Source organism: Selenomonas sp. oral taxon 136 (genome assembly GCF_001554015.1).
In the GTDB taxonomy this organism is placed as follows: domain Bacteria; phylum Bacillota; class Negativicutes; order Selenomonadales; family Selenomonadaceae; genus Centipeda; species Centipeda felix.
The window spans coordinates 696,564-719,595 of sequence record NZ_CP014239.1 but is presented as its reverse complement, the minus strand read 5'-3'; the positions used below and the strand labels follow the sequence as shown (position 1 = coordinate 719,595).

Annotated in this window: 18 protein-coding genes and 3 tRNA genes; 19 read left to right on the top strand and 2 right to left on the bottom strand. The window is 58.2% G+C overall.

Translation table 11 applies throughout. The features are described from left to right. Position 1 precedes the first annotated feature (1 nt). From lptB to AXE86_RS03245, 6 genes are all read left to right on the top strand, one after another. Positions 2–721: an LPS export ABC transporter ATP-binding protein gene (gene lptB / locus AXE86_RS03270; protein WP_061944637.1), complete on the top strand. Its 720-nt coding sequence runs from the start codon at positions 2–4 to the stop codon at positions 719–721. A 139-nt stretch (positions 722–860) separates the two neighbouring features. Continuing rightward, the gene (locus tag AXE86_RS03265) at positions 861–1,916 is read left to right on the top strand and encodes an extracellular solute-binding protein (RefSeq protein WP_009753014.1); all 1,056 of its coding nucleotides are present in this window, start codon (positions 861–863) and stop codon (positions 1,914–1,916) included. Between the two features lie 81 nt (positions 1,917–1,997). Then, the gene (locus tag AXE86_RS03260; RefSeq protein ID WP_006690158.1) at positions 1,998–3,098 is read left to right on the top strand and encodes an ABC transporter ATP-binding protein; all 1,101 of its coding nucleotides are present in this window, start codon (positions 1,998–2,000) and stop codon (positions 3,096–3,098) included. Continuing rightward, a complete protein-coding gene (locus tag AXE86_RS03255; protein ID WP_061944634.1) occupies positions 3,095–4,759 on the top strand; it encodes an ABC transporter permease in 1,665 nt (554 codons plus the stop codon). The genes AXE86_RS03260 and AXE86_RS03255 overlap by 4 nt, the downstream gene beginning before the upstream one ends. Positions 4,760–4,890: 131 nt before the next feature. Beyond that, positions 4,891–6,594: a sensor histidine kinase gene (locus AXE86_RS03250; protein ID WP_232294914.1), complete on the top strand. Its 1,704-nt coding sequence runs from the start codon at positions 4,891–4,893 to the stop codon at positions 6,592–6,594. Next, a complete protein-coding gene (locus tag AXE86_RS03245) occupies positions 6,587–7,372 on the top strand; it encodes a response regulator transcription factor (protein WP_061944629.1) in 786 nt (261 codons plus the stop codon). Before AXE86_RS03250 ends, AXE86_RS03245 begins: the two co-directional genes overlap by 8 nt. A 43-nt stretch (positions 7,373–7,415) precedes the next feature. Here AXE86_RS03245 and AXE86_RS03240 read toward each other — a convergent pair whose 3' ends face one another. Next, positions 7,416–7,745 carry a hypothetical protein gene (locus AXE86_RS03240; protein ID WP_006690154.1) on the bottom strand — a complete coding sequence of 110 codons (330 nt, stop codon included), beginning with the start codon at positions 7,743–7,745 and terminating at the stop codon, positions 7,416–7,418. A gap of 180 nt (positions 7,746–7,925) precedes the next feature. On the opposite strand from AXE86_RS03240, the gene AXE86_RS03235 reads away from it, so the two are divergent. From AXE86_RS03235 to AXE86_RS03180, 13 genes are all read left to right on the top strand, one after another. After that, complete coding sequence (locus tag AXE86_RS03235; protein WP_061944626.1) at positions 7,926–9,644, top strand: methyl-accepting chemotaxis protein; 1,719 nt, start codon at positions 7,926–7,928, stop codon at positions 9,642–9,644. A 4-nt stretch (positions 9,645–9,648) separates the two neighbouring features. After that, a complete protein-coding gene (locus tag AXE86_RS12565) occupies positions 9,649–9,807 on the top strand; it encodes a hypothetical protein (protein ID WP_157064397.1) in 159 nt (52 codons plus the stop codon). A gap of 69 nt (positions 9,808–9,876) precedes the next feature. After that, positions 9,877–9,951, top strand: a tRNA-Gly gene (locus AXE86_RS03230). A 4-nt stretch (positions 9,952–9,955) separates the two neighbouring features. Next, positions 9,956–10,030 (top strand) — tRNA-Gly (locus AXE86_RS03225). A gap of 113 nt (positions 10,031–10,143) precedes the next feature. Continuing rightward, positions 10,144–10,220, top strand: a tRNA-Ile gene (locus tag AXE86_RS03220). Positions 10,221–10,607: 387 nt separating this feature from the next. Beyond that, positions 10,608–11,840: an HD domain-containing protein gene (locus tag AXE86_RS03215; RefSeq protein ID WP_061944623.1), complete on the top strand. Its 1,233-nt coding sequence runs from the start codon at positions 10,608–10,610 to the stop codon at positions 11,838–11,840. A 58-nt stretch (positions 11,841–11,898) separates the two neighbouring features. Next, positions 11,899–12,429, top strand: coding sequence for a gamma carbonic anhydrase family protein (locus tag AXE86_RS03210; RefSeq protein WP_009753006.1), 531 nt, complete (start codon positions 11,899–11,901; stop codon positions 12,427–12,429). Next, the gene (gene ndk, locus AXE86_RS03205) at positions 12,429–12,842 is read left to right on the top strand and encodes a nucleoside-diphosphate kinase (protein WP_009753005.1); all 414 of its coding nucleotides are present in this window, start codon (positions 12,429–12,431) and stop codon (positions 12,840–12,842) included. Before AXE86_RS03210 ends, ndk begins: the two co-directional genes overlap by 1 nt. 79 nt (positions 12,843–12,921) lie before the next feature. Further along, a complete protein-coding gene (locus AXE86_RS03200; protein ID WP_061944620.1) occupies positions 12,922–13,431 on the top strand; it encodes a cob(I)yrinic acid a,c-diamide adenosyltransferase in 510 nt (169 codons plus the stop codon). Continuing rightward, positions 13,428–16,052, top strand: coding sequence for a DNA polymerase I (gene polA / locus AXE86_RS03195; RefSeq protein WP_061944617.1), 2,625 nt, complete (start codon positions 13,428–13,430; stop codon positions 16,050–16,052). The genes AXE86_RS03200 and polA overlap by 4 nt, the downstream gene beginning before the upstream one ends. Before the next feature lie 3 nt (positions 16,053–16,055). Beyond that, positions 16,056–16,658 carry a dephospho-CoA kinase gene (gene coaE, locus AXE86_RS03190; RefSeq protein ID WP_009753002.1) on the top strand — a complete coding sequence of 201 codons (603 nt, stop codon included), beginning with the start codon at positions 16,056–16,058 and terminating at the stop codon, positions 16,656–16,658. Continuing rightward, the gene (locus AXE86_RS03185; protein ID WP_442983642.1) at positions 16,618–17,220 is read left to right on the top strand and encodes a lytic transglycosylase domain-containing protein; all 603 of its coding nucleotides are present in this window, start codon (positions 16,618–16,620) and stop codon (positions 17,218–17,220) included. Before coaE ends, AXE86_RS03185 begins: the two co-directional genes overlap by 41 nt. Next, positions 17,217–20,981, top strand: a complete 3,765-nt coding sequence (locus AXE86_RS03180; protein ID WP_061944611.1) for a PolC-type DNA polymerase III — start codon at positions 17,217–17,219, stop codon at positions 20,979–20,981. The genes AXE86_RS03185 and AXE86_RS03180 overlap by 4 nt, the downstream gene beginning before the upstream one ends. 65 nt (positions 20,982–21,046) lie before the next feature. Here the strand turns inward: AXE86_RS03180 and AXE86_RS03175 are convergent, their stop codons facing one another. After that, the gene (locus AXE86_RS03175; RefSeq protein ID WP_061944608.1) at positions 21,047–22,801 is read right to left on the bottom strand and encodes an Rqc2 family fibronectin-binding protein; all 1,755 of its coding nucleotides are present in this window, start codon (positions 22,799–22,801) and stop codon (positions 21,047–21,049) included. Positions 22,802–23,032 lie beyond the last annotated feature (231 nt).

Below are 23,032 nucleotides of genomic sequence, written 5' to 3'. Positions count from 1 at the left end.
AATGCATCTTGAATCCCGCAGTCTCATCAAGAAGTTCGGAAGCCGTACCGTGGTCGACCGCATCTCTGTGCGCATCGACAAGGGCGAGATCGTCGGACTCCTTGGACCGAACGGCGCCGGCAAGACAACGACGTTCTACATGATCGTCGGTCTGGAGAAGCCAACGCACGGAGATGTCTATCTCTCCGATATCTGCATCACGGACTATCCCATGTATCGCCGTGCCGAGCTCGGCATCAGCTACCTCACGCAGGAGCCGTCCATCTTTCGTAAGCTCACCGTCACGGAGAACATCGCCGCGATCTTGGAGACGACAAAGCTCTCGGCGGCAGAGCAGAGGCACAAGCTGGATGCCCTCCTCGAAGAGTTCCACATTGGACACGTCCGCGACCGCCGCGGAACGGAGCTCTCGGGCGGCGAGCGGCGGCGCGTCGAGATCGCGCGCTGTCTTGCGCTCGAGCCGCAGTTCATCCTGCTCGATGAGCCGTTTGCGGGCGTCGATCCGCTTGCCGTCGCCGACATTCAGGAGATTATTGAGTATCTGCGCCAGCGCGGCATGGGGATCCTCATCACCGACCACAACGTCCGTGAGACGCTCCACATCGTCGACCGTGTCTACCTCCTCAGCGAGGGCAAGCTCCTCCTCGAAGGCGACAGCAAGACCATCGCCGAGAGCCCTATTGCACGTAAATTCTATCTCGGCGAGAATTTCAGCCTGTAAAAAATAACCAATCTGTGCATGCAGGTTGGTTTTTTTGTTTCGTATTTTGGATAGTGTTTTTGTTTTGTGGATATACAAATTCGTAGAATATGATAAAATCATAATTAACAGAATTTTACTGCTGTAAGGAGGAAGAAGAATGAAACGGATGAAGAAGTGGCTGTCCGTCTTGGCGGTGGCTGCAGTCGCGGGAACGATGCTTGCAGGCTGTGGTGGCGGCACGGACAAGAAGGCGGCAGGCGGCGAGGAGGAGAAGGTGCTCACGGTCTATACAGCACGCAGTGAGAGCCTAAACAATCTCGTCATCCCAAATTTTGAAAAGGACACGGGCATCAAGGTCAATGTCATTGTTGCAGGGACGGGACCGCTCCTCAAGCGCGTGGCTTCGGAGAAGGGGAACCCACAGGGGGATATTCTCTGGGCATCGGATCAGATGACGCTCGAGTCGCAGAAGGATCTCTTTATGGAGTATGTCTCCCCTGAGGATGCGAATATGATGGAGGCGTTTCGCAATAAGACGGGATACTTCTCTCCTGCCTTTGCTGATCCGACCGTCATGATCGTCAATAAGAATCTGGCGGGGGATATGAAGATCGACAGCTTTGAGGATCTTCTCAATCCTGCCTTGAAGGGGAAGATCGCCTTCGGTGATCCAGCAGCATCGAATTCGGCATTGCAGTCACTGATCGCCATGCTCTATGCCAAGGGGACGAACGGTGACCCTATGTCGGATACAGCATGGGCATACGTCGATCAGTTCATCGCAAATCTCGACGGTAAGATACTGAACAGCTCGGGCGGCGTCCACAAGGGTGTGGCGGACGGTGAGTATACGGTTGGTCTCACGTGGGAGGATCCTGCGGCAACCTATGTGAAAAATGGTGCTCCTGTGCGTGTGGTCTTCCCCAAGGAAGGTGCGATCTTCCCCGGTGAGTCAGTACAGATCATCAAGGACTGCAAGCATCCGGAAAATGCAAAGAAGTTCGTTGACTATATGCTCTCGCAGAAAATTCAGGAAGCAGCCGGCAAGGAGCTGACGGTGCGCCCCCTGCGCAAGGATGTGCCGCTCGCATCTTATATGACGCCGATGAAGGACATTGCACTCTTCCCGAACTATGACGAGGGATGGGTAGCACAGCATAAGAATGAGATCGTTGCAATGTGGAATAAGCATCTCGAGAATTTCAAACAGTAGCAGACAGCCTGACAGGAGCGAATTGCTGCCGCCGCAAGGCGTGTGCAATTCGCTTTTTTCGGGAAAGGGGGGGGAAACACGGTGAGTGTATCCATTCATATTGACAATGTCGTAAAAAAATATAGTGATCACACCGTCATCGACGGGCTGTCTCTCGATGTTCGGCCGGGTGAATTCTTTACACTGCTCGGACCATCAGGCTGCGGAAAGACGACGCTGCTCCGCATGATTATTGGCTTCAATTCGATTGAGGGCGGTGAAATACGGATCGGCGACCGTCGCATCAACGATGTCCCGCCGAATCAGCGCAACATGGGAATGGTGTTTCAGAACTACGCCATCTTCCCGCACATGTCAGTGCGCGATAATGTCGCATTTGGTCTGAAGATGCGCGGTGTCAGCGCAGAGGAGATCGACCGCCGCGTCGACGAGATCCTTCGTGTGGTGAAGATCGATGCGCTCCGCGATCGTATGCCGACGGCGCTCTCAGGGGGGCAGCAGCAGCGTGTCGCGCTCGCACGTGCCATTGTCATCGCACCAGAGGTTCTGCTCATGGATGAGCCGCTCTCCAATCTCGATGCGAAGCTGCGTGTGGAGATGCGCAACGCGATTAAGCAGATCCAGCGGCAGATCGACATAACGACCGTTTATGTTACACACGATCAGGAGGAAGCGCTTGCCGTCTCCGACCGTATCGCGGTCATGGAGGGCGGCGTTGTCCGCCAGATCGGCAGCCCGCAGCAGATCTACCGCCGTCCTGCCGATGTCTTTGTCTCGACCTTCATCGGCCTCTCGAATCTCTTTGACGGGGTCGTGCGGTCAGAGGCCGACCGCAAGTCAGTTGAGCTTCTGCCGGACTACCGTGTGCCAATGCAGAATCTTGCCGCTGAGGCGTTTGACGGACAAGCGGTGGTCGTCTCCGTTCGCCCGGAGGAATTTATCATAACGGAGGGCGAGGGGGATGGCATCCCCGCTGTTGTAAAGAGCAGTGTATTCCTTGGCCTGACGACGCACTATTTTCTCGAAACGGCGCAGGGGCGGGCAGTCGAGGCAATCCGCGGTCAGGAGGACGGTGCCTTGCTCGCCGACGGCACACGCGTTACCCTGCGCGTCAAGGCGGAGCGCATCAATGTTTTCCGCGCTGATGCGGAGACGACGTTGATCGAAGGTGATCTGTCATGAAGGGCGGCGCGGGAAAAAATCTATCGTTATGGTCGATCCTCAGTATTCTCATCCTCGCAGCATTTGGCATCTTCGTCCTCTATCCGCTTGTGCTTGTCCTCTATAAGAGTTTCGTCGATCCATTCTCCGGCGGGGTGACATGGGACTACTTTGCACGGTTCTTCACCAAGCGATTCTATTGGGAGACGATGGTGAACAGCCTCTGCGTCACGGTCTGTGCGACGCTGCTCTCGGCAGCACTCGGTCTGCCCATGGCATATTTGATGCGCAGTGTGAAAATACGTGGGAGCAGTTTTCTCAACATTCTCATCGTCATCTCCTATCTTTCGCCGCCGTTCATCGGCGCATACGCATGGATTCAGCTGCTCGGGCGTAATGGTGTCATAACGCAGCTGGTGAACAGTGCCTTCGGTCTTTCCTTTGACGGTGTGTACGGCTTTGCGGGGATCCTGCTCGTCTTTACGCTGCAGTCCTTCCCTCTCGTCTATATCTATGTCTCGGGCGCGCTGAAGAATATGGACAACTCGCTGAACGAGGCGGCGGAGAGCCTCGGCTGCGGGCGCATCGGGCGGATTCGCCGCATTATCGTGCCGCTCGTGATGCCGACACTTCTCGCAAGCTCACTGCTCGTCTTTATGCGTGTTTTTGCCGACTTTGGTACGCCTATGCTGATCGGCGAGGGCTACAAGACGATGCCTGTCCTCGTCTATACACAGTTCATGGGAGAGGTCGGCGGCGACGATGGATTCGCCGCGGCGATCTGCGTCATCATGATCGGATTGACCCTTGCCATGTTCTTCGCTCAGCGGATACTGGCACGGCGGAGTACCTATGCCATGACGGCACTCAAGCCGATGAGTGCAGAGTGTGCGACGGGGCTGCGCAATATCGCCGCCCATGGCTTTGCCTATCTTGTAACAGGGCTTGCGATCCTGCCGCAGGTCGTCGTGATCTATACGTCGTTCCTCCGCAGCAACGGCGGGCAGGTGTTTACGGGCGGCTATGCGCTGCAGAGCTATGAGGCGACGCTCTTTGCGAAGGATAACGATGCGGTGCTGAACACCTATCTGCTTGGGATACTCAGCATTGCCGTCGTTGTCGTGATCGGTGTTCTCGTCGCCTATCTGAGCATGCGTAAGAGAAATGCGGTCAACAATGCGCTCGATACGATTACGATGTTTCCCTTTATCATCCCGGGCTCGGTGCTCGGCATTGCCTTCCTCTTCGCGTTCAACAGTCCGCCGATTGTCATTAGCGGGACAATGCTCATCATGATCATCGCGTTCAGTGTACGACGGATGCCGTATACGGTGCGATCGAGTGCTGCTGCCCTCGGACAGATCAGCCCGAGCATCGAGGAGGCGGCGGTGTCGCTCGGCGCATCGGAGATGACGACGTTCGCGCGCGTGACCGTTCCGATGATGCTTCCGGGGGTCTGTGCGGGTGCGATCATGAGCTGGGTGACGATCATCAGTGAGCTGAGCTCGTCGATTATCCTCTATACTAATGCCAATCAAACACTGACTGTCTCGATCTATACGGAGGTCATACGCGGCAATTATGGGAATGCCTCCGCCTATGCGACCATCCTCACGGTCACGTCCATCCTCTCCCTGCTGCTCTTTTACAAAGTGACAGGGCGGCGCGATATCAGCATCTGATCCACTCTTTCTGATCGTGCCGGTCAGACGCCGGTGATACGATTGAAAACGAGAGCGTTGCATTTGCAGTGCTCTCGTTTTATAATATTTCGGAAAGGCTGATAATATTGGAGGAGAAGGTGGGAGGATCTGTGGCACAGTCGGTTCGCTTTCGTGCGTATATCCGCCGCCTTTTCATGCGTTCCATCCTTGCCTTTATTGCACTGATGCTCGTCAGCTATGCTGTGTTTGTCGTTTTATACTATGAAGTCTGCGTTGTTCGTGAGACGGAGCAGGAATGCGCGGCGATCGCAGCGGTGGCGGATGCCGAGTGGCAGCGTTATGATGCGGGGGTACAAAGCCTTGCCCGCACGGAGGATGTACGCGGTGCATTGGATGGGCAGACAGTTACGGAGGCATACCGCCGTCTCTATGCATTCTCGTTCGCAGGCCCTTTGCGCGCCGATTTTGCCTTGCTGCGGGAGGACGGGACAGTATGCGCGTCGAATCTTTACGCGGTAAACAGTGACAGTTTTGCCCGTCATGATGGTATCCGCAGGGAACTGTTGCGTTTGAACCGGACGCCGGATGCAGCAGTGAGCAGCACGGTACTTTTGCCGCTTGCCTACGATCAGGGGGCAGTGTATGCCTTTTCTGCTGTTGTGCCTGGCGAGGACGGCGGAACGGCAGGCTATCTCGTCTTTGCCCTGCGGACCGAGGCGTTCCATGCACTCGCCATACGCGGCGGCGCCGACCAGGTTGTACTGATGGACCCATTTGACCATGTGATTTTCGCAACGGATCGCCTGACAGAAAAGACGCTTGGAAAGTTTACGGCATCGGTGGAGGAGAGCGGCAGAACGGAAATAGATGGGCAGCCTGCCTATGCCGCTGTGCAGTCCTGTGCGCAGGGGCGTGTGCGCGTTGTCACGATGACCTCGCTCTTGCGGCAGCAGCAGCTTGCCGCGACGGGGGCAGTCTTTTTGCTCACGCTCAGTGTGTTGCTCCTTCTCTCCATGCCGGTGCTCACGCGCAGGGTGACGGAGCGCAGCCTGCGCTCTGTCGACGGGCTTCTGCGTGCAGTACGTGCGTGTCGGGACGGCGATATGGGACCGCAGGATCTGCCGCAGAGCTTCTATGAGTTTGACGTCCTCTATGCAGACTATAATGCGATGCTCGCGCGCATCCGACGTCTGCTCGCACGCAATGCAGAGCTCGCCGAGCGCAAGCGCCGTATGGAGGTACGTCAGCTTAAGGGACAGTTCAATCCACATTTTGTCTTTAACGTAATGGAGGCACTGCGCTATGAGATCCTCATCGATCCAAAGCGCGCCTCAGAGATGGTTGTTGCCTTTGCCCGCCTGATGCGCTACGGCATTCGTGCGAGCGGGGACATGGCAGAGCTTGCCGTGGACATCCGCTATGTGGAGGATTATCTGACCCTCCAGAAGATGCGCTACGGCGATCGGCTGACCTACGATATCGTGCTCCCTGCGCAGCTGCGCAGCTGCCGTGTGCCAAAGCTGCTCCTTCAGCCGATCGTTGAAAACAGCATTGTCCATGGACTGGAGCAGACGCGTGAACTGCGCCTGCGCGTCGAGTGCCGCGCGGAACAGGGAGATCTGCTGCTGTGCGTGATAGACGACGGTCCAGGCATGACCTCGGCAAAGTATACAGAGATCTGCGCTATGCTTGCGTCGGCGTCGGCCGAGCCGGAACACATCGGCCTCTACAACGTGCATCGGGTGCTCCGCCTGCTTTACGGCGGTGCCTATGGCGTGACGATTGCGGAGTATAGAAACGGGCTGAAGGTCATCCTGCGGATGCCGCTGCAGCAGGGGGAAGAACATGGATAAAGTTTTGCTCGTTGAGGATGAAGATATCATTCGTCGCGGACTCCTCTATGCGGTGGATTGGCTGAAGGAGGACTGTGTGGTTGTCGGCGAGGCAATGGACGGCATAGACGGACTGAAAAAAATCGATACACTCCGTCCGGATATTGTTATCACTGATGTGAAGATGCCGTACCTCGATGGGCTCGGGATGCTCGAGCAGAGCCGAGATCGCAGCTATGAGGCGATCATTCTTTCGGGGTACGATGAATTCAGCTATGCCAAACGCGCAATCTCTCTCGATGTCGCGGAATACCTGCTGAAGCCCGTGGACTTCGATGCGCTTCATGAGAGCCTTGTACGTGCGAAGGAGCGCCTGCGGAGGAGGGCAGAGACACGGCGACTGGCGCAGGAACATGCCGCATCTGCACCAGTGGAGATTTTTCCATCGGCGGGGGCACCGGTCGGCAAATATACGGGAAAACTCCTGCGCCGCATTCGCGCGGACTATGCAGAACGACTGTCGCTGCGGGATATTGCCGCCGAGTACGGGGTGTCCGAGACATATCTGCAGAAGTGTTTCAAACAGGATACGAAGTACACCTTTAACGATTTCCTCAACCGCTACCGCATTCTGCGGGCGGCGGAATATCTTCGTGCGGGAGACGGGCGAATCTATGAGATCGGTGCACGCGTCGGGTTTCAGGACTATAAGTACTTTACGCTCGTGTTCAAGAAATACATGAACTGCACACCGGGACAATTTCGTGCGCGGAGCGAACGGGATGCGGCAGATGAATAGAAAAAGCCCCGACCCAGTGCAGGGCGGGGCTTTCGCATCGGTTCTATGCGATGTAGCGATAGTAGGCATCCAGCAGAAACAGTGCGCCTGCGATGCCGATGGTGACCATGCTGCCGCGTGTGACGAGCATCATCTGTGTCTCAGTGAGGCGATCTGCCGCATGGCGGCGCGTGTATGTCAGCCCGAGTGAAAGCGTCAGCAGGATGTACATGGTGATCGTCAGCGTATCAAGAGTGTCCCATGCCGCGATGACGAGGATTACGGACATCGCCATCAGAATGAGGAGAACGTAGTCCTTGCCCGGCGGACGCTGTTGTTTTTCTTCCTGTTGCGGCGCTGTCTTGCTTTGCAGCTTTTTTAACATTTTTGCCATAAGTATTCGTCCTCTTGTCTATTTATTTGCTGTAATAATGTTAGTATATCATAGAAAAATCTTTATTGCCATATGGTAATTCGGCAGGGATGATGCTATAATGAAAACCATCTGAGGAAGACCGTATCATTGGACACGGGGAGATGAGCCCTGTGCGGGTTTTGTGGAGGGGTTTGAGAAATGTCAGTAGCAAAGAAAATTGTGCTGAGCGTCGGATTCCTGGTGGTTATGTTTGCTGCCTACGGATTCTATGCGAATCATTCAAGCAGTACGCTGAATGAAAATACGGTCAGCGTATTCAAGTGGGCGCATGTTATCAATGTGGGCAGCCAGGTGCAGGCTCTCTCGGCCGACGGGCGTGAGTATGAGCTGATGCGCATTATGGCGCCGAACGAAGCAGAGCGTTCCCGTGCGGAAGGGCTCATATCCCAACTCACACCGAAGCTGAATAAGGCGTACGAAGAGTATGAGCAGGCCATCCAAGAGGCACCATTCTCTAACGAGTCGGATCGTTCACAGAAGCTGGCACGTCTCAATAAGCTGAAAGAAGAGCGCAAGGCGTATGCCGATGTGCGTCAGCGTGCGACGGATCTTATGGATGCAGGCGATCATGATGCGGCAATCGCTTTGGCTCTCAATGATCAGTCTGATGTTTATAAACGTATGACCGAACTCTTAGAGGAGGACAAGGCGGACAGCGTACGTCTCGCGCGCGCGGAGATGGCGTACAGTGAGGATGTTTTCTCAGGGGTTAAGACGACGACACTGATTGCGCTCGTGATCGTTGTTATCCTGTCGATTATTACCCTCGTCCTGCTCCTTCGCAGCATCAAGAGGTCGGTCGATACGATTCTGGATGGGGCACGTCATATTGCCGGCGGCGATCTTCGTTCGAAGATCGAGCTGGACGGCGATGATGAATTTGCACATATTGCACATCAGTTTAATACGATGGTCGAGAGCATGCAGAAGATGATCCGCAAGATCAAGACAACGGCAACGGATGTGGCAGGCTCCTCCGAGGAACTGACGGCGAATGCAAACCAGTCGGCACAGGTGACGCAGAGCGTGGCGCAGTCCATCACGGAGGTTGCCGAGGCGGCAGAGAAACAGGTGGACATTGTCCACAAGAGCAATGAGACGATTGAAGAGTTCCAGAAGGGCCTCGAAGAGGCAATTACCAATCAGCGTCATGCACGTGAGCAGACACAGGCGACGGCAGAGAAGGCGGCAGAGGGAAATGCCTTTGTCCAGTCGACCGTCGAGCAGATGAACTCCATTGCACAGACGGTTCAGCAGACGAGTGAGATCGTCAGCAAGCTCGGTGAGCGTTCAAAGGAGATCGGCAACATCGTCGAAATCATCTCGAATATCTCGGGACAGACAAACTTGCTTGCTCTCAATGCGGCGATTGAAGCGGCACGTGCCGGCGAGCATGGGCGCGGGTTCGCAGTCGTCGCCGAGGAGGTGCGCAAGCTCGCCGAGGAGTCGCAGAACGCATCGCAGAAGATCTCTGAGCTCATCCAAAGCATTCAGGATGAGACGGACCAGGCAGTCGCCTCGATGGAGGAAGGACGCCGTGAGGCCGAAAAGGGCAAGGAGAACGTCACGGCAACGGGCGAAAGTTTCTCCGAGATCCTGCAGATGGTGGAGGATGTCAAGAAGGCATCGCTTGTCGTCAGTGATCACGTGCTGCACCTGCGTGAGAATATGGGAACAATCATCAATGGCATGACTGAGGTGGATGCCTCGGCAAAGGGGATCGGCAGCGAGTCGCAGAACGTATCCGCCGCGACGGAGGAACAGGCCGCCGGCATGGAGGAGATTGCTTCCTCGAGCCGCAGCCTTGCCAACATGGCAAACGATCTGCAGACGGAGACGGACAAGTTCAAGGTGTAAATGGATGAAGGGAATCCGCGCTGACTTTCAGCGCGGATTTTTCTTTGTGCAGCACATACGGCATGGCTGGGCTCGCTGTGAGGGAGAGGGGCGCAGCTTTGAGATTGTTTTGCGGGAAGAACTGCGCGAAGGGATGTGCTGCCCATACGATGACGGCAACTAAAATTATTTCTTGACAGAAAACCTGTCTCTTGTTAGAATAGTATCCGTTGATTGACAGCACTGTCAGGATGCGGAAGTAGCTCAGTGGTAGAGCACCACCTTGCCAAGGTGGGGGTCGCGAGTTCGAGCCTCGTTTTCCGCTCCATTCCGCGGAAGTAGCTCAGTGGTAGAGCACCACCTTGCCAAGGTGGGGGTCGCGAGTTCGAGCCTCGTTTTCCGCTCCATCGTTTTTTATACCTGCGCTCTGCGCAGGTTTTTTTGAAAGTGAAGCGCAGAAGCTCTTGGGAGATCGCTGATGGAAGCAGTGTTTCCCGGACGGTATGCTCCACTTTGTTTGGGGCCTATAGCTCAGTTGGTTAGAGCAACCGGCTCATAACCGGTCGGTCCTTGGTTCAAGTCCAAGTGGGCCCACCAATCGACATGAGTGCATCACACAGGGAATCGCTGATACGATGAAGTCCGTCAGATTGGTTCAGATTTTTGTTCGGTCAAGAAGACGAATCGGACGCATAGCAAGAGCTATGTGGAGGATTTGTCGATAAAGACCGCGCGAAAAGATGTGCCAAGGCGGAGCCTCGCGTGTATCCGTACTTCTCTAAGTGGTGCTTTTTATTTTAGGAATCACTGATAAAATGAGGCCTGCCAGATTGGCGTAGATTTTTTCGTCTGAACGAGGTGGAAAACCGGACGCAGAGTGGTGCTCTGTGGAGGATTTTCCGCCGAAGTGCGGACAAAAAAGATGCGTCAAGATGGTTGTACCGAATTTATCAGTGCTTCCTTTATGTGCGAGGAGGTGAACGCATGACAGAGGGGGCGTTCGTGGCGGAGTTGCGCGGTGCAGGAGCGCATGTTTTCCGCGTTGGCGGCTGTGTCCGTGATGCCGTCCGCGGTGTGCCGCCGAAGGATGTGGACTATGTTGTCACGGGGCTGACGGAAGCGGAGTTCTGTGTGCTTTTCCCGCGGGCGGAGAAGATCGGCAAGGGGTTTCCCGTCTATCATGTGCGCATTGGCGGCGTACGTTCCGAGGTCGCCTTTGCACGCAGAGAGCGCAAGACGGGGGCGGGGTACCGCGGCTTTGACGTGACGTTTGATCCGACCGTGACCATCGAAGAGGATCTCTATCGCCGTGATACGACGATGAATGCGATGGCGGTGGAGCTGCCGGCGGGCACACTGCTCGATCCCTACGGCGGACAGGCAGATCTTGCGGCTGGGATCATCCGTGCCGTATCGCCGCATTTCTTAGAGGATCCCGTGCGTGCCCTGCGTGCGGCACGGCAGGCGGCGGAGTTCGGGTACACGGTGGAGGAGAAGACGCTGGCTCTGATGCGGGCCTGTGCGGAGGAGCTGCAGCATGAACCGTCTGAGCGTCTGATGGGGGAGCTGCGGCGCGCACTGATGACGCCGCGCCCCTCGGTGTTCTTCCGCGTGCTGCATGCGGCAGATCTCCTCACGGTGACGTTTCCGGAAATCGCGGCACTTGTCGGGCAGACGCAGCCGACGGAGTTTCATCCCGAGGGCGATGCCTATGCTCATACGATGGCGATGCTCGATGTTGTCGCGGAGAGGTCAGACAATATCATCGTTCGTTTCGCTGCGCTTGCGCATGATCTTGGCAAGGGGAGGACGCCGCAGGAGATGCTGCCGCATCACTACAGGCATGAAGAAACAGGGCTTGAGGCACTCGCATCATGGAATCAACGCATGACACTTCCCCATGATTGGAAAAAGGCGGCGGCGTTTGTGATCCGTCAGCACATGCGTGCGCCGCGCCTGACGCATCCCGGAAAGATCGTGGATCTCCTGTTTGGAATTGAATCATCAGGGCTCTCTGTCACGGACTTTAACGTTGTGATTCGTGCCGATCACGGCAGTCTGCCGCGGTATCTCCGCTGCGGAGAGGCATATCTTGCAGCGATGCGCACGGTTACGGGGCGTGACGCGCCGCCTGCATTGCGCGGTGCGGAAATTGGTGCATGGCTGCGTACGGCGCACATCGCCATCCTGAAAAAACTCTTGTTGGAGAAGGAATAAGCGTGTTATAATACGTTTGTATGATGCTGGATGATCTGTACGAAGGAGGCGCGTATAGGTGGACAAAATCATTCTGCCCTATCGCGGGAAGACTCCCGTTATCGATGAAACGGCGTTTATCGCGCCCACGGCGGCCGTGATCGGCGACGTGACCATCGGAGCCGGTTCGAGTGTCTGGTTTGGTGCTGTGGTGCGCGGAGATTTTCAGCCGATTACGATTGGAAAGAACACCAACATTCAAGAGAACGCGACGATCCATGTTATGGGAGATGCACCCGTACGGATCGACGATGGTGTCATCATCGGACACAATGCCGTGGTGCATGCACGCCACATTGGGGCTAATACGCTGGTCGGCATGGGCTCGATCATCATGGGCTACTCCGAGATCGGCGAAAACGTTGTGATCGGCGCGGGGACATTCCTCTCGCAGCATAAAAAGATTCCATCGAATTCTCTTGTGTTCGGCAATCCCGCACAGATCGTACGCGCCCTGCGCGACGATGAAATCGAGGCACTTCAGGCGGCGGCACTCAACTACGCCGACCTTGGAGAAGAGTATAAACGTATCATTGAGGAGATGAAGTAATGGAACGGACATTGGTTCTCATTAAGCCGGATGCTGTCGGTGCCCATCACATCGGGGACATTACGAAGGCGTACGAGGAGGCAGGGCTTGAGATCCGCGCGATGAAGATGATGCAGATGACGGACCGCATCGCACGCATCCACTATGCAGAGCATCTTGAAAAGCCGTTTTACGGAGAGCTCGCCGCGTTCATGACCTCGGCGCCGCTCGTGGCGATGGTACTCGCTGGGGACAATGCGATTGCGCGCGTGCGTGAGCTGCACGGCGCGACGAATCCTGCGAACGCGGCTGAGGGAACGATCCGCAAGCGCTTTGCGAAAAATGGGAGTGAGAACGCCGTTCACGCATCCGACAGTCCCGAGAGTGCGGCGCGCGAGGTGCATATCTTCTTCAGTGAGACGGAGATCTTCTAGAAATTAATTAATGATGTTTGCTGTACCCGATCATACACGGTATGATCGGGTGCATTTATCGGCAGAGGAGGAACATGCGATGAGTGTAACAACAAAAACCGGCGATCAGGGGATGACGAGCCTTTTTACGGGGGAGCGCATCGCGAAGGATGATATGCGCGTGGAGGTCTATGGAGCCGTGGACAGCCTCGGCTCGACCCTCGGAATGGCGCGTGCCTTCGTGACGAGCCCCGAGGTCAAGGAGCGTATCTACAATCTGCAGAAGCAGCTCGGTGTGCTGATGGCGGACTTCGCGAGCCGCAACAAGGCACCGCGCATCACAGAGGAAATGGTCACAGGCATCGAGAAGTCGATCGCGGACATTGAGGAGAGCCTGCCCGAGCTGCAGGAGTTCATCATCCCGGGCGACAAGAAGTCGAGTGCAATGCTCGATCTCGCGCGCACGACGGCACGGGCGGCGGAGCGTCATGCGTGGACCTTGGCGCGGCGCGGCTCTGTGGCAGAGATCGACCTGCGTTATCTCAACCGTCTCTCGGACTATATCTTCATCCTCATGCGCCTTGAGGATCAGGACAAGCCGAACCTGTGAGCAGCGGAATATTTGCCGTCATTGACGGGAGCAGCCTCTTCTTTCGCGCGTTCTATGCGCTGCAGCTCCCGCCGAATGCGCGCGGAATTCATACGAATGCAGTACATGGCTTTGCCATGATGCTCGTAAAGCTCCTGAAGGAGCTGTCGCCGACACAGATCGTCATCGCATTCGACAAGAGCCGTACGACATTTCGCACGGCTCTCTATCCCGACTACAAGGGAACGCGGGACAAAACGCCGGAAGAATTGATCGCCCAGATCCCGCTGCTGAAGGAGCTGGCGGAGGCACTCGGCATTTCGTTTCTCGAACTTGATGACTACGAGGCGGACGACATCATCGGCACGCTCGCGGTGCAGGCGGCGGCAGAGGGCGTGGAGACGCGCGTCATTACGGGCGACCGCGATGCCCTGCAGCTCATTCGCCCGCAGCTCACCGTCCTTTTGACCAAGAAGGGCATCAGCGAGACGAAGGCGTATGATACGGCAATATTCGAGGAGGAGTACGGCTTCCCGCCGATCCGCCTGATCGATATGAAGGGGCTGATGGGCGATAGCTCGGACAACATTCCGGGCGTGCCCGGTGTCGGCCCGAAGACGGCGACAAAGCTTCTGCTCGCCTATGAGAGCATCGAGAACGTTCTCGACCATGCCGCAGAGGTCAGCGGGAAAAAGCTCAGTACGTCGCTCGTGGAGTATCGCGAACAGGCACTGCTCTCCAAGCAGCTCGCCACGATCGAATGTCATGTGCCGGAGCTGCACTACGATGCGGAGGCCTTCCGCATGCAGCCGGATCGTGCTGCGCTCGAGGCATTCTGTCATGCCTATGAGCTGCGCACGGTCTGGCGTGCTCTGTCGGAGTACATAGGGGCGGCTGAGACACCGGCTTCCGCCGCAGCGCAGCAGTCGCTCTTTGGCGCGCCTGCACCTGCCGCCGATCTCACGGCAGCGGAATTTTGTGATGCCGATATGGAGCTGCTGCGCACGGCGGAAAAGGTCGCCGTCGGCGGCGTCTTTGCGGGTACGCCGCCCTTCGTGGAGGTCACGACACTCGCCCTCGTCATGGATGGGGAGCGGCGCATCCTGTCTGCATCGTCTCCGCATTTTGCCGCCATTTTGGCATGCTTGGCGGAGCGTTCCGTCGCACTCTGGAATGCGAAGCGCTACGTACAGGCAGGACTGCGGGGGACGGCACAGGTCTTTGATCTGGAGCTGGCGGACTATCTGCTGCACCCCGAGGAGAGCCGACGCGACATGGCACGCGCGGCGTTTGCGTTCCTTGGCGATACGACCTCGGCAGAGGGACTCTCAGCTGAGGCGTATGCTGTGCACGAGGCGCTTCTTTCTGCGCGCCTGCAGCCCATCATGGAGACGGAGCTTGCGGCGCAGGGACTGATGCATCTCTATCGTACGGTGGAGCTGCCGCTTGTCCCCGTACTCGCGGCGATGGAGCAGACGGGCGTATGCGTGAATCGTGCGGCACTGGAGCATGAGCGCGCGGCAGCGACAGAGCGCATCGACGCACTGGCACGTGAGATTCATACACTCGCGGGGACGGAGTTCAACATCAGCTCCCCCAAGCAGCTCGGGGAGATCCTCTTTGAGCAGCTCGGGCTCGGCGACGGGAAGGTCAAAAAGACCAAGACGGGCTACTCGACCAATGCGGAAACCTTGGAGGGGCTGCGTGATCAGCATCCCATCATTGATAAGGTACTGACCTACCGTATGTGGACGAAGCTGCGCTCGACCTATCTCGACGGCATCGGCGCACTCATCCGCCCCGTCACGGGGCGCGTCCATACGAGCTTTAACCAAACCGTGACGGCGACGGGGCGGCTCTCGAGTTCTGACCCGAATCTCCAGAACATCCCCGTGCGGACGGAGGAGGGGCGCGCCGTGCGTGCTCTCTTTACCCCGGGGGAAGGCTATGACGCACTGCTCTCGGCGGACTACTCGCAGATCGAGCTGCGCATCCTCGCGCACATGTCGGGCGATGCGACGCTGATCGATGCGTTCCGTCAGGGGCAGGACATCCATGCGCGCACGGCAGCGGAGGTGTTCGGCGTGCCGCTGGACGCGGTGACGCCGGAGCAGCGGCGCCGTGCCAAGGCGGTCAATTTCGGCATTGTCTACGGGCTCAGCGACTTTGGGCTGGCGCGTGATCTCGGCATCGGACGCAGGGAGGCCGGCGGCTACATCGACCGCTATTTTGAACGCTATCACGGCGTACGCACCTTCCTCGATAAAATTGTGGCGGATGCGCATGCAAACGGCTATGTGACGACGCTCTACGGGCGGCGGCGCGCTCTTCCCGCGCTCGCGAGCCGCAACTATATGCAGCGTTCCTTCGCGGAGCGCATGGCGATGAATACGCCGATCCAAGGGACAGCGGCCGACCTCATCAAGATCGCGATGGTGCGCGCCTACGAGGCACTGCAGGCGGCGGGCGTAAAGAGCCGCATCCTGCTGCAGGTGCACGATGAGCTTGTCCTAGAGGTCACGACAGAGGAGACGGAGACGGTCACGGAGCTCCTGCGCACAGCGATGAGCGGGGCGGCAGAGCTGGCTGTGCCGCTTGCCGTCGATGTGCATAGTGGGAAGAACTGGGCGGAGGCAAAGTAACGCGTGAGGATCATCGGACTGACGGGCGGAATCGCCTGCGGAAAATCTACGGTCAGCAAGATGCTGAAGGACTGCGGCGCATGTATTGTGGATGCAGATGCGATAGCCCATGAACTCTCTCAGCCAAATCAGCCCATCTTTCACGCCTATGTGGAGCTCTTTGGGCCGGAGATTGTGACTCCCGAGGGGACGCTCGACCGCGCGGAGATCGCACGGCGTGTCTTTTCTGACACAGTACTGCGCGACAAGATGAACGCCCGCGTGCACCCGATCATCCGCGCGGCTGCAGAGGATCGTCTGGATGCCGCCCACATGGACGGCACTGCTGTTGTGGTGCTCGATGTGCCGCTCCTCTTTGAGGCGGGCTGGGATGCCCTCACGAACGATACGTGGGTGGTTACCCTCCCGCCCGAGGAGCAGCTGGCACGTCTCCTTGCGCGCGATCATACGATGGACGAGGCAGAGGCGCGTGCACGTATCGCTGCGCAGATGCCGCTCGCCGAGAAATGCATGCGGGCGGATGTGGTAATCGATAACAGTGGGACAAGGGAAGAGACGAAAGAGCGTGTGGAAAAACTATGGGAGACGTACCTCGGGCGTGCGTAATCTGCGGCTTCGGCTGTGGTTGCTGCTGCGTCTTGTTGTCGCAGCACTAATCGCCTTTGCCCTCGTTGGCGGCTGGACGATCGTCGAACGGACGTGGCTCTACCCCTATGACTACCGCAGCTACATCGAGACGAGTGCCGCGCAGCAGCGCACGGATCCATTCCTCGTTGCGGCTGTCATCAAGCACGAGAGCAAGTTTCAGACGACAGCGCGCTCGGACGGCGGTGCGGTTGGGCTGATGCAGCTCATGCCGCAGACCGCTGCATGGATCGCGGGGCAGCTCGGGGAACCGTTCACGGAGGACTACCTCTACGATCCCGCCCTTAACATCCGCTACGGGGTATGGTATCTTGCCGAACTGGAGCGCGAGTTCGGCGGCAACGACATTCTCGCGCTCGCAGCGTACAATGCGGGGCGCGGCAATGTGCGCGACTGGATGGAGCGCCGTCATTGGACCGATCAGTTCGACGAAATCGACGCGATTCCCTACCCCGAGACGCGGCTCTACGTGCGCCGCGTGCTTGAGGACAGGGAACAGTACAAGAGGCTGTACGACGAATGAAGACCTATCGAATCCTTTCATGTGCGGCAGATCTGCTGCTGCGCCTGCTGCATGGGCTCGCCCTCACCGAGGAGGAGCGGGCTCTTTTGCGTGCCTGCGTCGTCCGTCATGTCGAGGTATGCGGCGATACGTGGGAGATTGTCGTCGGAACGCAGACGGTCATGGATGATGCTCTCATCGAGCGCATCGCGGCGCAGGTGGCGGCGAACTATCAGCTCTCGCAGGTGCTCATCCAGCAGAATCTCGTCGCGCTTGCCCCGGCGGTCGCGCCGCTCTGGGAGCAGATCGTCCGCGATGCTGCCGCGGGCGATGCCGTCCTCTATCATACGCTGCTGCAGGCGGACTACGCTGTGGACGGCAACGTCATCCGTATCTCTGCGCCCGGTGCATTCGGCGCAGAGCTCTTTGCGCAGAGCAGTACGGCAGGACGTATCGAGCATGCCGTGCGCACGCATGTCGGCTGCGCCTGCCGCGTCGTCTGCGAGGAGTCTGCGCTCAGTGGTGCACTCCCCAGCGCAGACTGGACACCGCCCGCCGTGCCTGCCGCTGCACCAACCAAGGCGACACCATCCGCCGCACTGGCGCGCGCGGCGAAGAACACCAAGGCGAAGGAGCTCCCCGCCAATGTCATTATGGGGCGCGGCGTCTCGGGCGAGGCACGCACGTTGGGCGTGATCGAGGACGAGGTCAAGAACGTCGTCCTCGAGGGCGAGGTCTTTGACCCGCAGGCGAACCAGCTGAAGTCCGGTGCCTATATCCTCACCATCAAATTTGCCGATGCGACGAACGGAATCAGCTGCAAGAAGTTTTTCTCCGCGCGCGGCAAGACGACGCAGGAGGAGATTGACGCCGAGGTCGAACGCATCATCAAGGCGATTGGCAAGGGCGGTGCGGTGCGCATCCAAGGGAAAATCGAATACGATAAATTCATCAGCGACTATGTGCTCTTCATCGACAGCATGGAGCGGCGCAGCGTCCCGCAGCGCGAGGATACAGCGGAGGAAAAACGCGTTGAGCTGCACGCGCATACGAAGATGAGCGCGCTCGATGCCGTCGTCCCGCCCAAGGTGCTCGTCGAGACGGCGGCGCGTTGGGGCTGGCCGGCGGTCGCCATCACCGACCACGGCGTCGTGCAGGCATTCCCCGAGGCGATGAATACGGCGCGCGCCCTCGCGAAGAAGGGCATCGACATCAAGATCATCTATGGCATGGAGGGCTATCTCGTCGACGGCGAGGACGACGCCCGTGCCTTTCACATCATCTTTTTGGCGAAAAATAAGACGGGGCTCTATAACCTCTATAAGCTCGTCTCGCTCTCGCATATTCGCTACTTCCGCGGGACAAAGAAGCGCGGTCGGCCGCGTGTGCCGCGTGCCGTCCTAGAGCAGTACCGCGAGGGGATCATCGTCGGCTCTGCCTGCGAGGCGGGCGAGCTGATCCGCGGCATCGTCGCCGGGCGTCCCGATGCGGAGCTGGAGGAGATGGCGAAGTTCTACGACTTCCTCGAGATCCAGCCCATTCACAACAATGACTTTTTGAAATTTGACGACCGCTTTCCCATGCAGACGGACGAGGATCTCAGGGACATCAACCGCAAGGTGGACGAGCTGGCACGCAAACTCGGCAAGCCGCTGATCGCGACCTGCGATGTGCATTTCCTCAATCCCGAGGATGCCGTCTACCGCGCCATGATCCAAAAGGCGAATGGCTACCGTGACGCCGAGCGTCAGCCGCCGCTCTATCTGCGCACGACGGAGGAGATGCTCGCGGAGTTCGACTATCTCGGTGCGGAGCGCGCCTACGAGTGCGTCGTAACGAATCCGCGCCGCATCGCGGAGGAGACGGAGCGCTTTCTCCCAATCCCCGATGAGCTCTATGCGCCGATGGTACCGGGCGCAGATCGCGAGATTCAGGAGATGTCCTACGCACGCGCGCGAAAACTCTACGGCGAGAATCTGCCGAAGATTGTCTCCGACCGTCTCGAGCTCGAGCTGAAGCCGATCCTGCGGCATGGATTTGCCGCGCTCTACATCATCGCCCAGCGCCTCGTGAAAAAATCCAACGATGACGGCTATCTCGTCGGCTCGCGCGGATCGGTCGGCTCCTCCTTTGTCGCGACGATGATCGGCGTCACCGAGGTCAACCCGCTGCCGCCGCACTATCGCTGCCCGCACTGTCAGTACAATCGGTTCATCGACGATGGCTCGGTTGGGAGCGGATTTGATCTGCCGTCCGAGGACTGTCCCGTCTGCGGCACGCCGCTCATCAAGGACGGACATAACATCCCGTTCGCTGTATTCCTCGGTTTTGACGGGGACAAGGTGCCCGATATCGATCTGAACTTTTCGGGCGACTATCAGCCCGTCGCACACAAGTACACGGAAGTCCTCTTCGGCAAGATGAATGTGTTCCGTGCGGGCACGATCGCAGGCCTGCAGGACAAGAATGCCTACGGCTACGCCATGCACTACTACGAGGATCAGGGCGAGGCGAAGGGCCGCCCCTACATCGAGCACATGATGCGTGGCTGCATGGGGGTCAAAGCGACGACGGGACAGCACGCGGGCGGCATCATGGTCGTGCCGCGCGACATGGACGTGCACTACTTCACGCCTATCCAGCGCCCTGCGAACAATATGGAGTCGGATACGCTCACAACCCATTTCGATTACCATTCCATCAGTGAGCGCCTCGTCAAGCTCGATATTCTCGGACACGATGATCCGACGGTCATCAAGATGCTGGAGGAGCTGACGCACCGCGACCCCGAGACCATCCCGTTTGACGATCCCGCGACCATGTCCATCTTCACCTCGACCGACGCGCTCGGCATCACGCCTGAAGATCTCGGGGCGAATATGGGGACGTACGGCATCCCGGAGTTCCGCACGTCATTTACGCAGAAGATGATCGACGACTCGAACCCAGACTGTTTTGCCGATCTCGTGCGGATCTCGGGCTTTTCCCACGGGACGAACGTCTGGCTCGGCAACGCACAGGATCTCATCAAGGCGGGCACGAGTACGCTGAAGGACGCGATCTCCGCGCGTGACGACATCATGAACTACCTCATGCAGAACGGCATCGAGCCGCTGCTCTCGTTCAAGACCATGGAGAATGTGCGAAAGGGCAGAGGTATCGCGCCCGATGTCGTGGAGAAACTGCGCGCGGGCGGGATCCCCGAGTGGTATATCGAGTCCTGCCAGAAGATCAAATACCTCTTTCCGCGCGCCCATGCGACCGCGTATGTCATGATGGGCTACCGTATTGCGTTCTGCAAGGTGCACTATCCACTCGCATACTACGCCGCCTACTTCTCCATCCGCGCCGCAGAGTTCGATGCAAACATCATCTCGAAGGGCAAGGATGCCGTGCGTGCGGCAATCGACGCGCTCCTCGCTGAGGCGCGTGAGCACCGCGGCAAGCTGGACAACAAGAAGCAGGACACGCTCATTGTCCTGCAGCTCGCATGGGAGATGTACCTGCGCGGCTTCTCCTGTGAGCCCGTCGATCTCTACGCCTCCGATGCGGAGAAATTCATCCTGCATGAAAACTCCCTTTTGCCGCCCTTTACGGCGATCCCGGGCATGGGACAGAAGGCGGCGCAGGCGATTGTCGAGGCGCGGCGGGATGGACGCTTCATCTCCGTCGAGGATCTCGCGACGCGCGCCCATGTGCCCGCGCCTGCCATCGAGGTGCTGCGTACACACGGCTGCCTCGACGGCATGATGGAGAGCAATCAGGTTGAGCTGTTTGCGTAAAATTTCATAGAAAAAAGAAGGGGTCTGGTGCGAAGCGAGAAACTTCGTACCAGACCCCTTTTTTGTTATATTGCTGGATTCTGTGCGAGGATAGGTGCGAGAGCCTCTTCGTCCTCGGTGACGAAGAGCGTTTTCTCATGGGTAAAGCGGACGAAGCCGGGGACGGATCCCGAGGGCTTTTTGACGAAGCGGATGGCGGTGTAGTCGACGGGGACGGTCGAGGAGCCGCGTGCCTTGCTGAAATGCGCCGCAATCTGTGCGGCGAGGTGGAGCGTCTCCTCGCTCGGCGCCGCACCGCCCGTGCGCAGGATGACGTGTGAGCCGGGGATATCACGTACGTGCAGCCAGAGATCTGTCGGTGCGGCCGTCCGAAAGGTGAGCGCGTCGTTCTGCATGTTGTTCTTGCCGACGAGGATCGTCATGCCGTCGGGGGCGGTGAAGGAGAAGGGCTGCGCGCGGCGATCCTTGTTCTTCTTGGGCATCTTCTCGTGCAGATAGCCCGAGGCGATCAGCTCTTCCTGAATCTCCGCGATCTCAGCGAGCCGCGTGGAGGAGTCGAGCGATGCCTCGATGCTTTCGAGATGGCGGATGTTCGCACGGCACGCATCCTGCTGGACGGCGAGGAGCTTCTGCGCGCGCTTCAGCTTGTCGTACTTCTTATAGTAGGCCTGCATGTTTTGGATGATGTTCAGACGGCGGTCGAGCGGGATGGTGAGCGCTTCTCCTGTCTCGCTGTAGATGTTCGTGACCGTGACCGCATCGTCGGCATGATCCGCATAGTTGTACTGATAGGTCATGAGGTTGTCGGCGGCGATCTTCTGCTCCTCGGCGTTTTCGGCGGCGGCGATCTCCGCGCCGAGCTTTTCATATTTCTCTCGCGCACGGGAGAGCTCCGTGCGCACGAGGCGGCGAAAGCGCTCGCGGTCGGGGATGACGTAGCTGCCAAGGCGCCGATCCGCGTCGATCATGAGAGCGCTGACCGTGGGATAGGAGAGGAGTGTCGTTTTCGGCAGAGCGCTGAGCGGGAACGCCGCCATCGCCGCAACTTTGCCGTTTTCGTCAAGGCGCAGAGAGGGGGCGGGCTTTTCCATCCATGTGCGCAGTTCGACCAGTGCATCTGCGAGCGCGGCGAAGTCCGCATCGTCCAGCTGAGCGACAGGGATGTTCGGCGTGAGTCCGGCGAGAAAGGCCGCTTCCTTTGCCGAGACGGGGCCGAAGCCGAGGACGGCGCCGATGAGTGCCTGAAAGAGTTTTGCCTCCCCCGCTGCACGGACGCGCGCGAGAATCTCCGCTGTGTCTGCCGTGAGGAGGTCGCATTTTTCCTGTGCGGGCGGGAGAACATAGGGGAGCCCCTTGTAGACGGTGCGCACGCGGCTCGTGTTCTCGCCGATGCGCCGCAGTGCCTCGGTGATGATGCCGTCCTCGTGGAGGATGATGTTGCTGTACTTGCCGATGAGCTCGAGTGTGAGCGTGCGCGTGACGATGCGGCCGCCGCCCGCGATGACGTCGATGTCGAGGTGGATGATGCGGTCACGCCCCTCCTGCCGCACGGCGGCGATGCGCCCTGTCTCAAGCTGCTTGCGCAGGAGCATGACGAAGGTCGGCGGCTCAGCCGGGTTCTCGGGAGCCGTATCGATGAGGTGCGCCGAGGGGTTGCCCGCATTTGTATTGATATAGAGCAGCAGGTTCTGTCCCGGCTGGCGGATGCCGAGGACGATGGACTGCTTGTTCGGCTGATTGATCTTGTCGATGCGTCCGCCCGTGAGAGCGCCTGCGAGCTCACGCACGAGGGCGGACATGGAGAAGCCGTCGAGGCTCATCGTATCACCTTTCTTTCGCTTGGTCTGATGAGGAAAATGATAGGAAGCACTGATAAATTCGGTAAACCATCTTGACGCATCTTTTTTGCCCGCACTTCGGCGGAAAATCCTCCACAGAGCACCACTCTGCGTCCGGTTTTCCACCTCGTTCGGACGAAAAAATCTACGCCAATCTGGCAGACCTCATTTTATCAGTGATTCCTATACACGTCAAAAAAATGATGTGCAAGT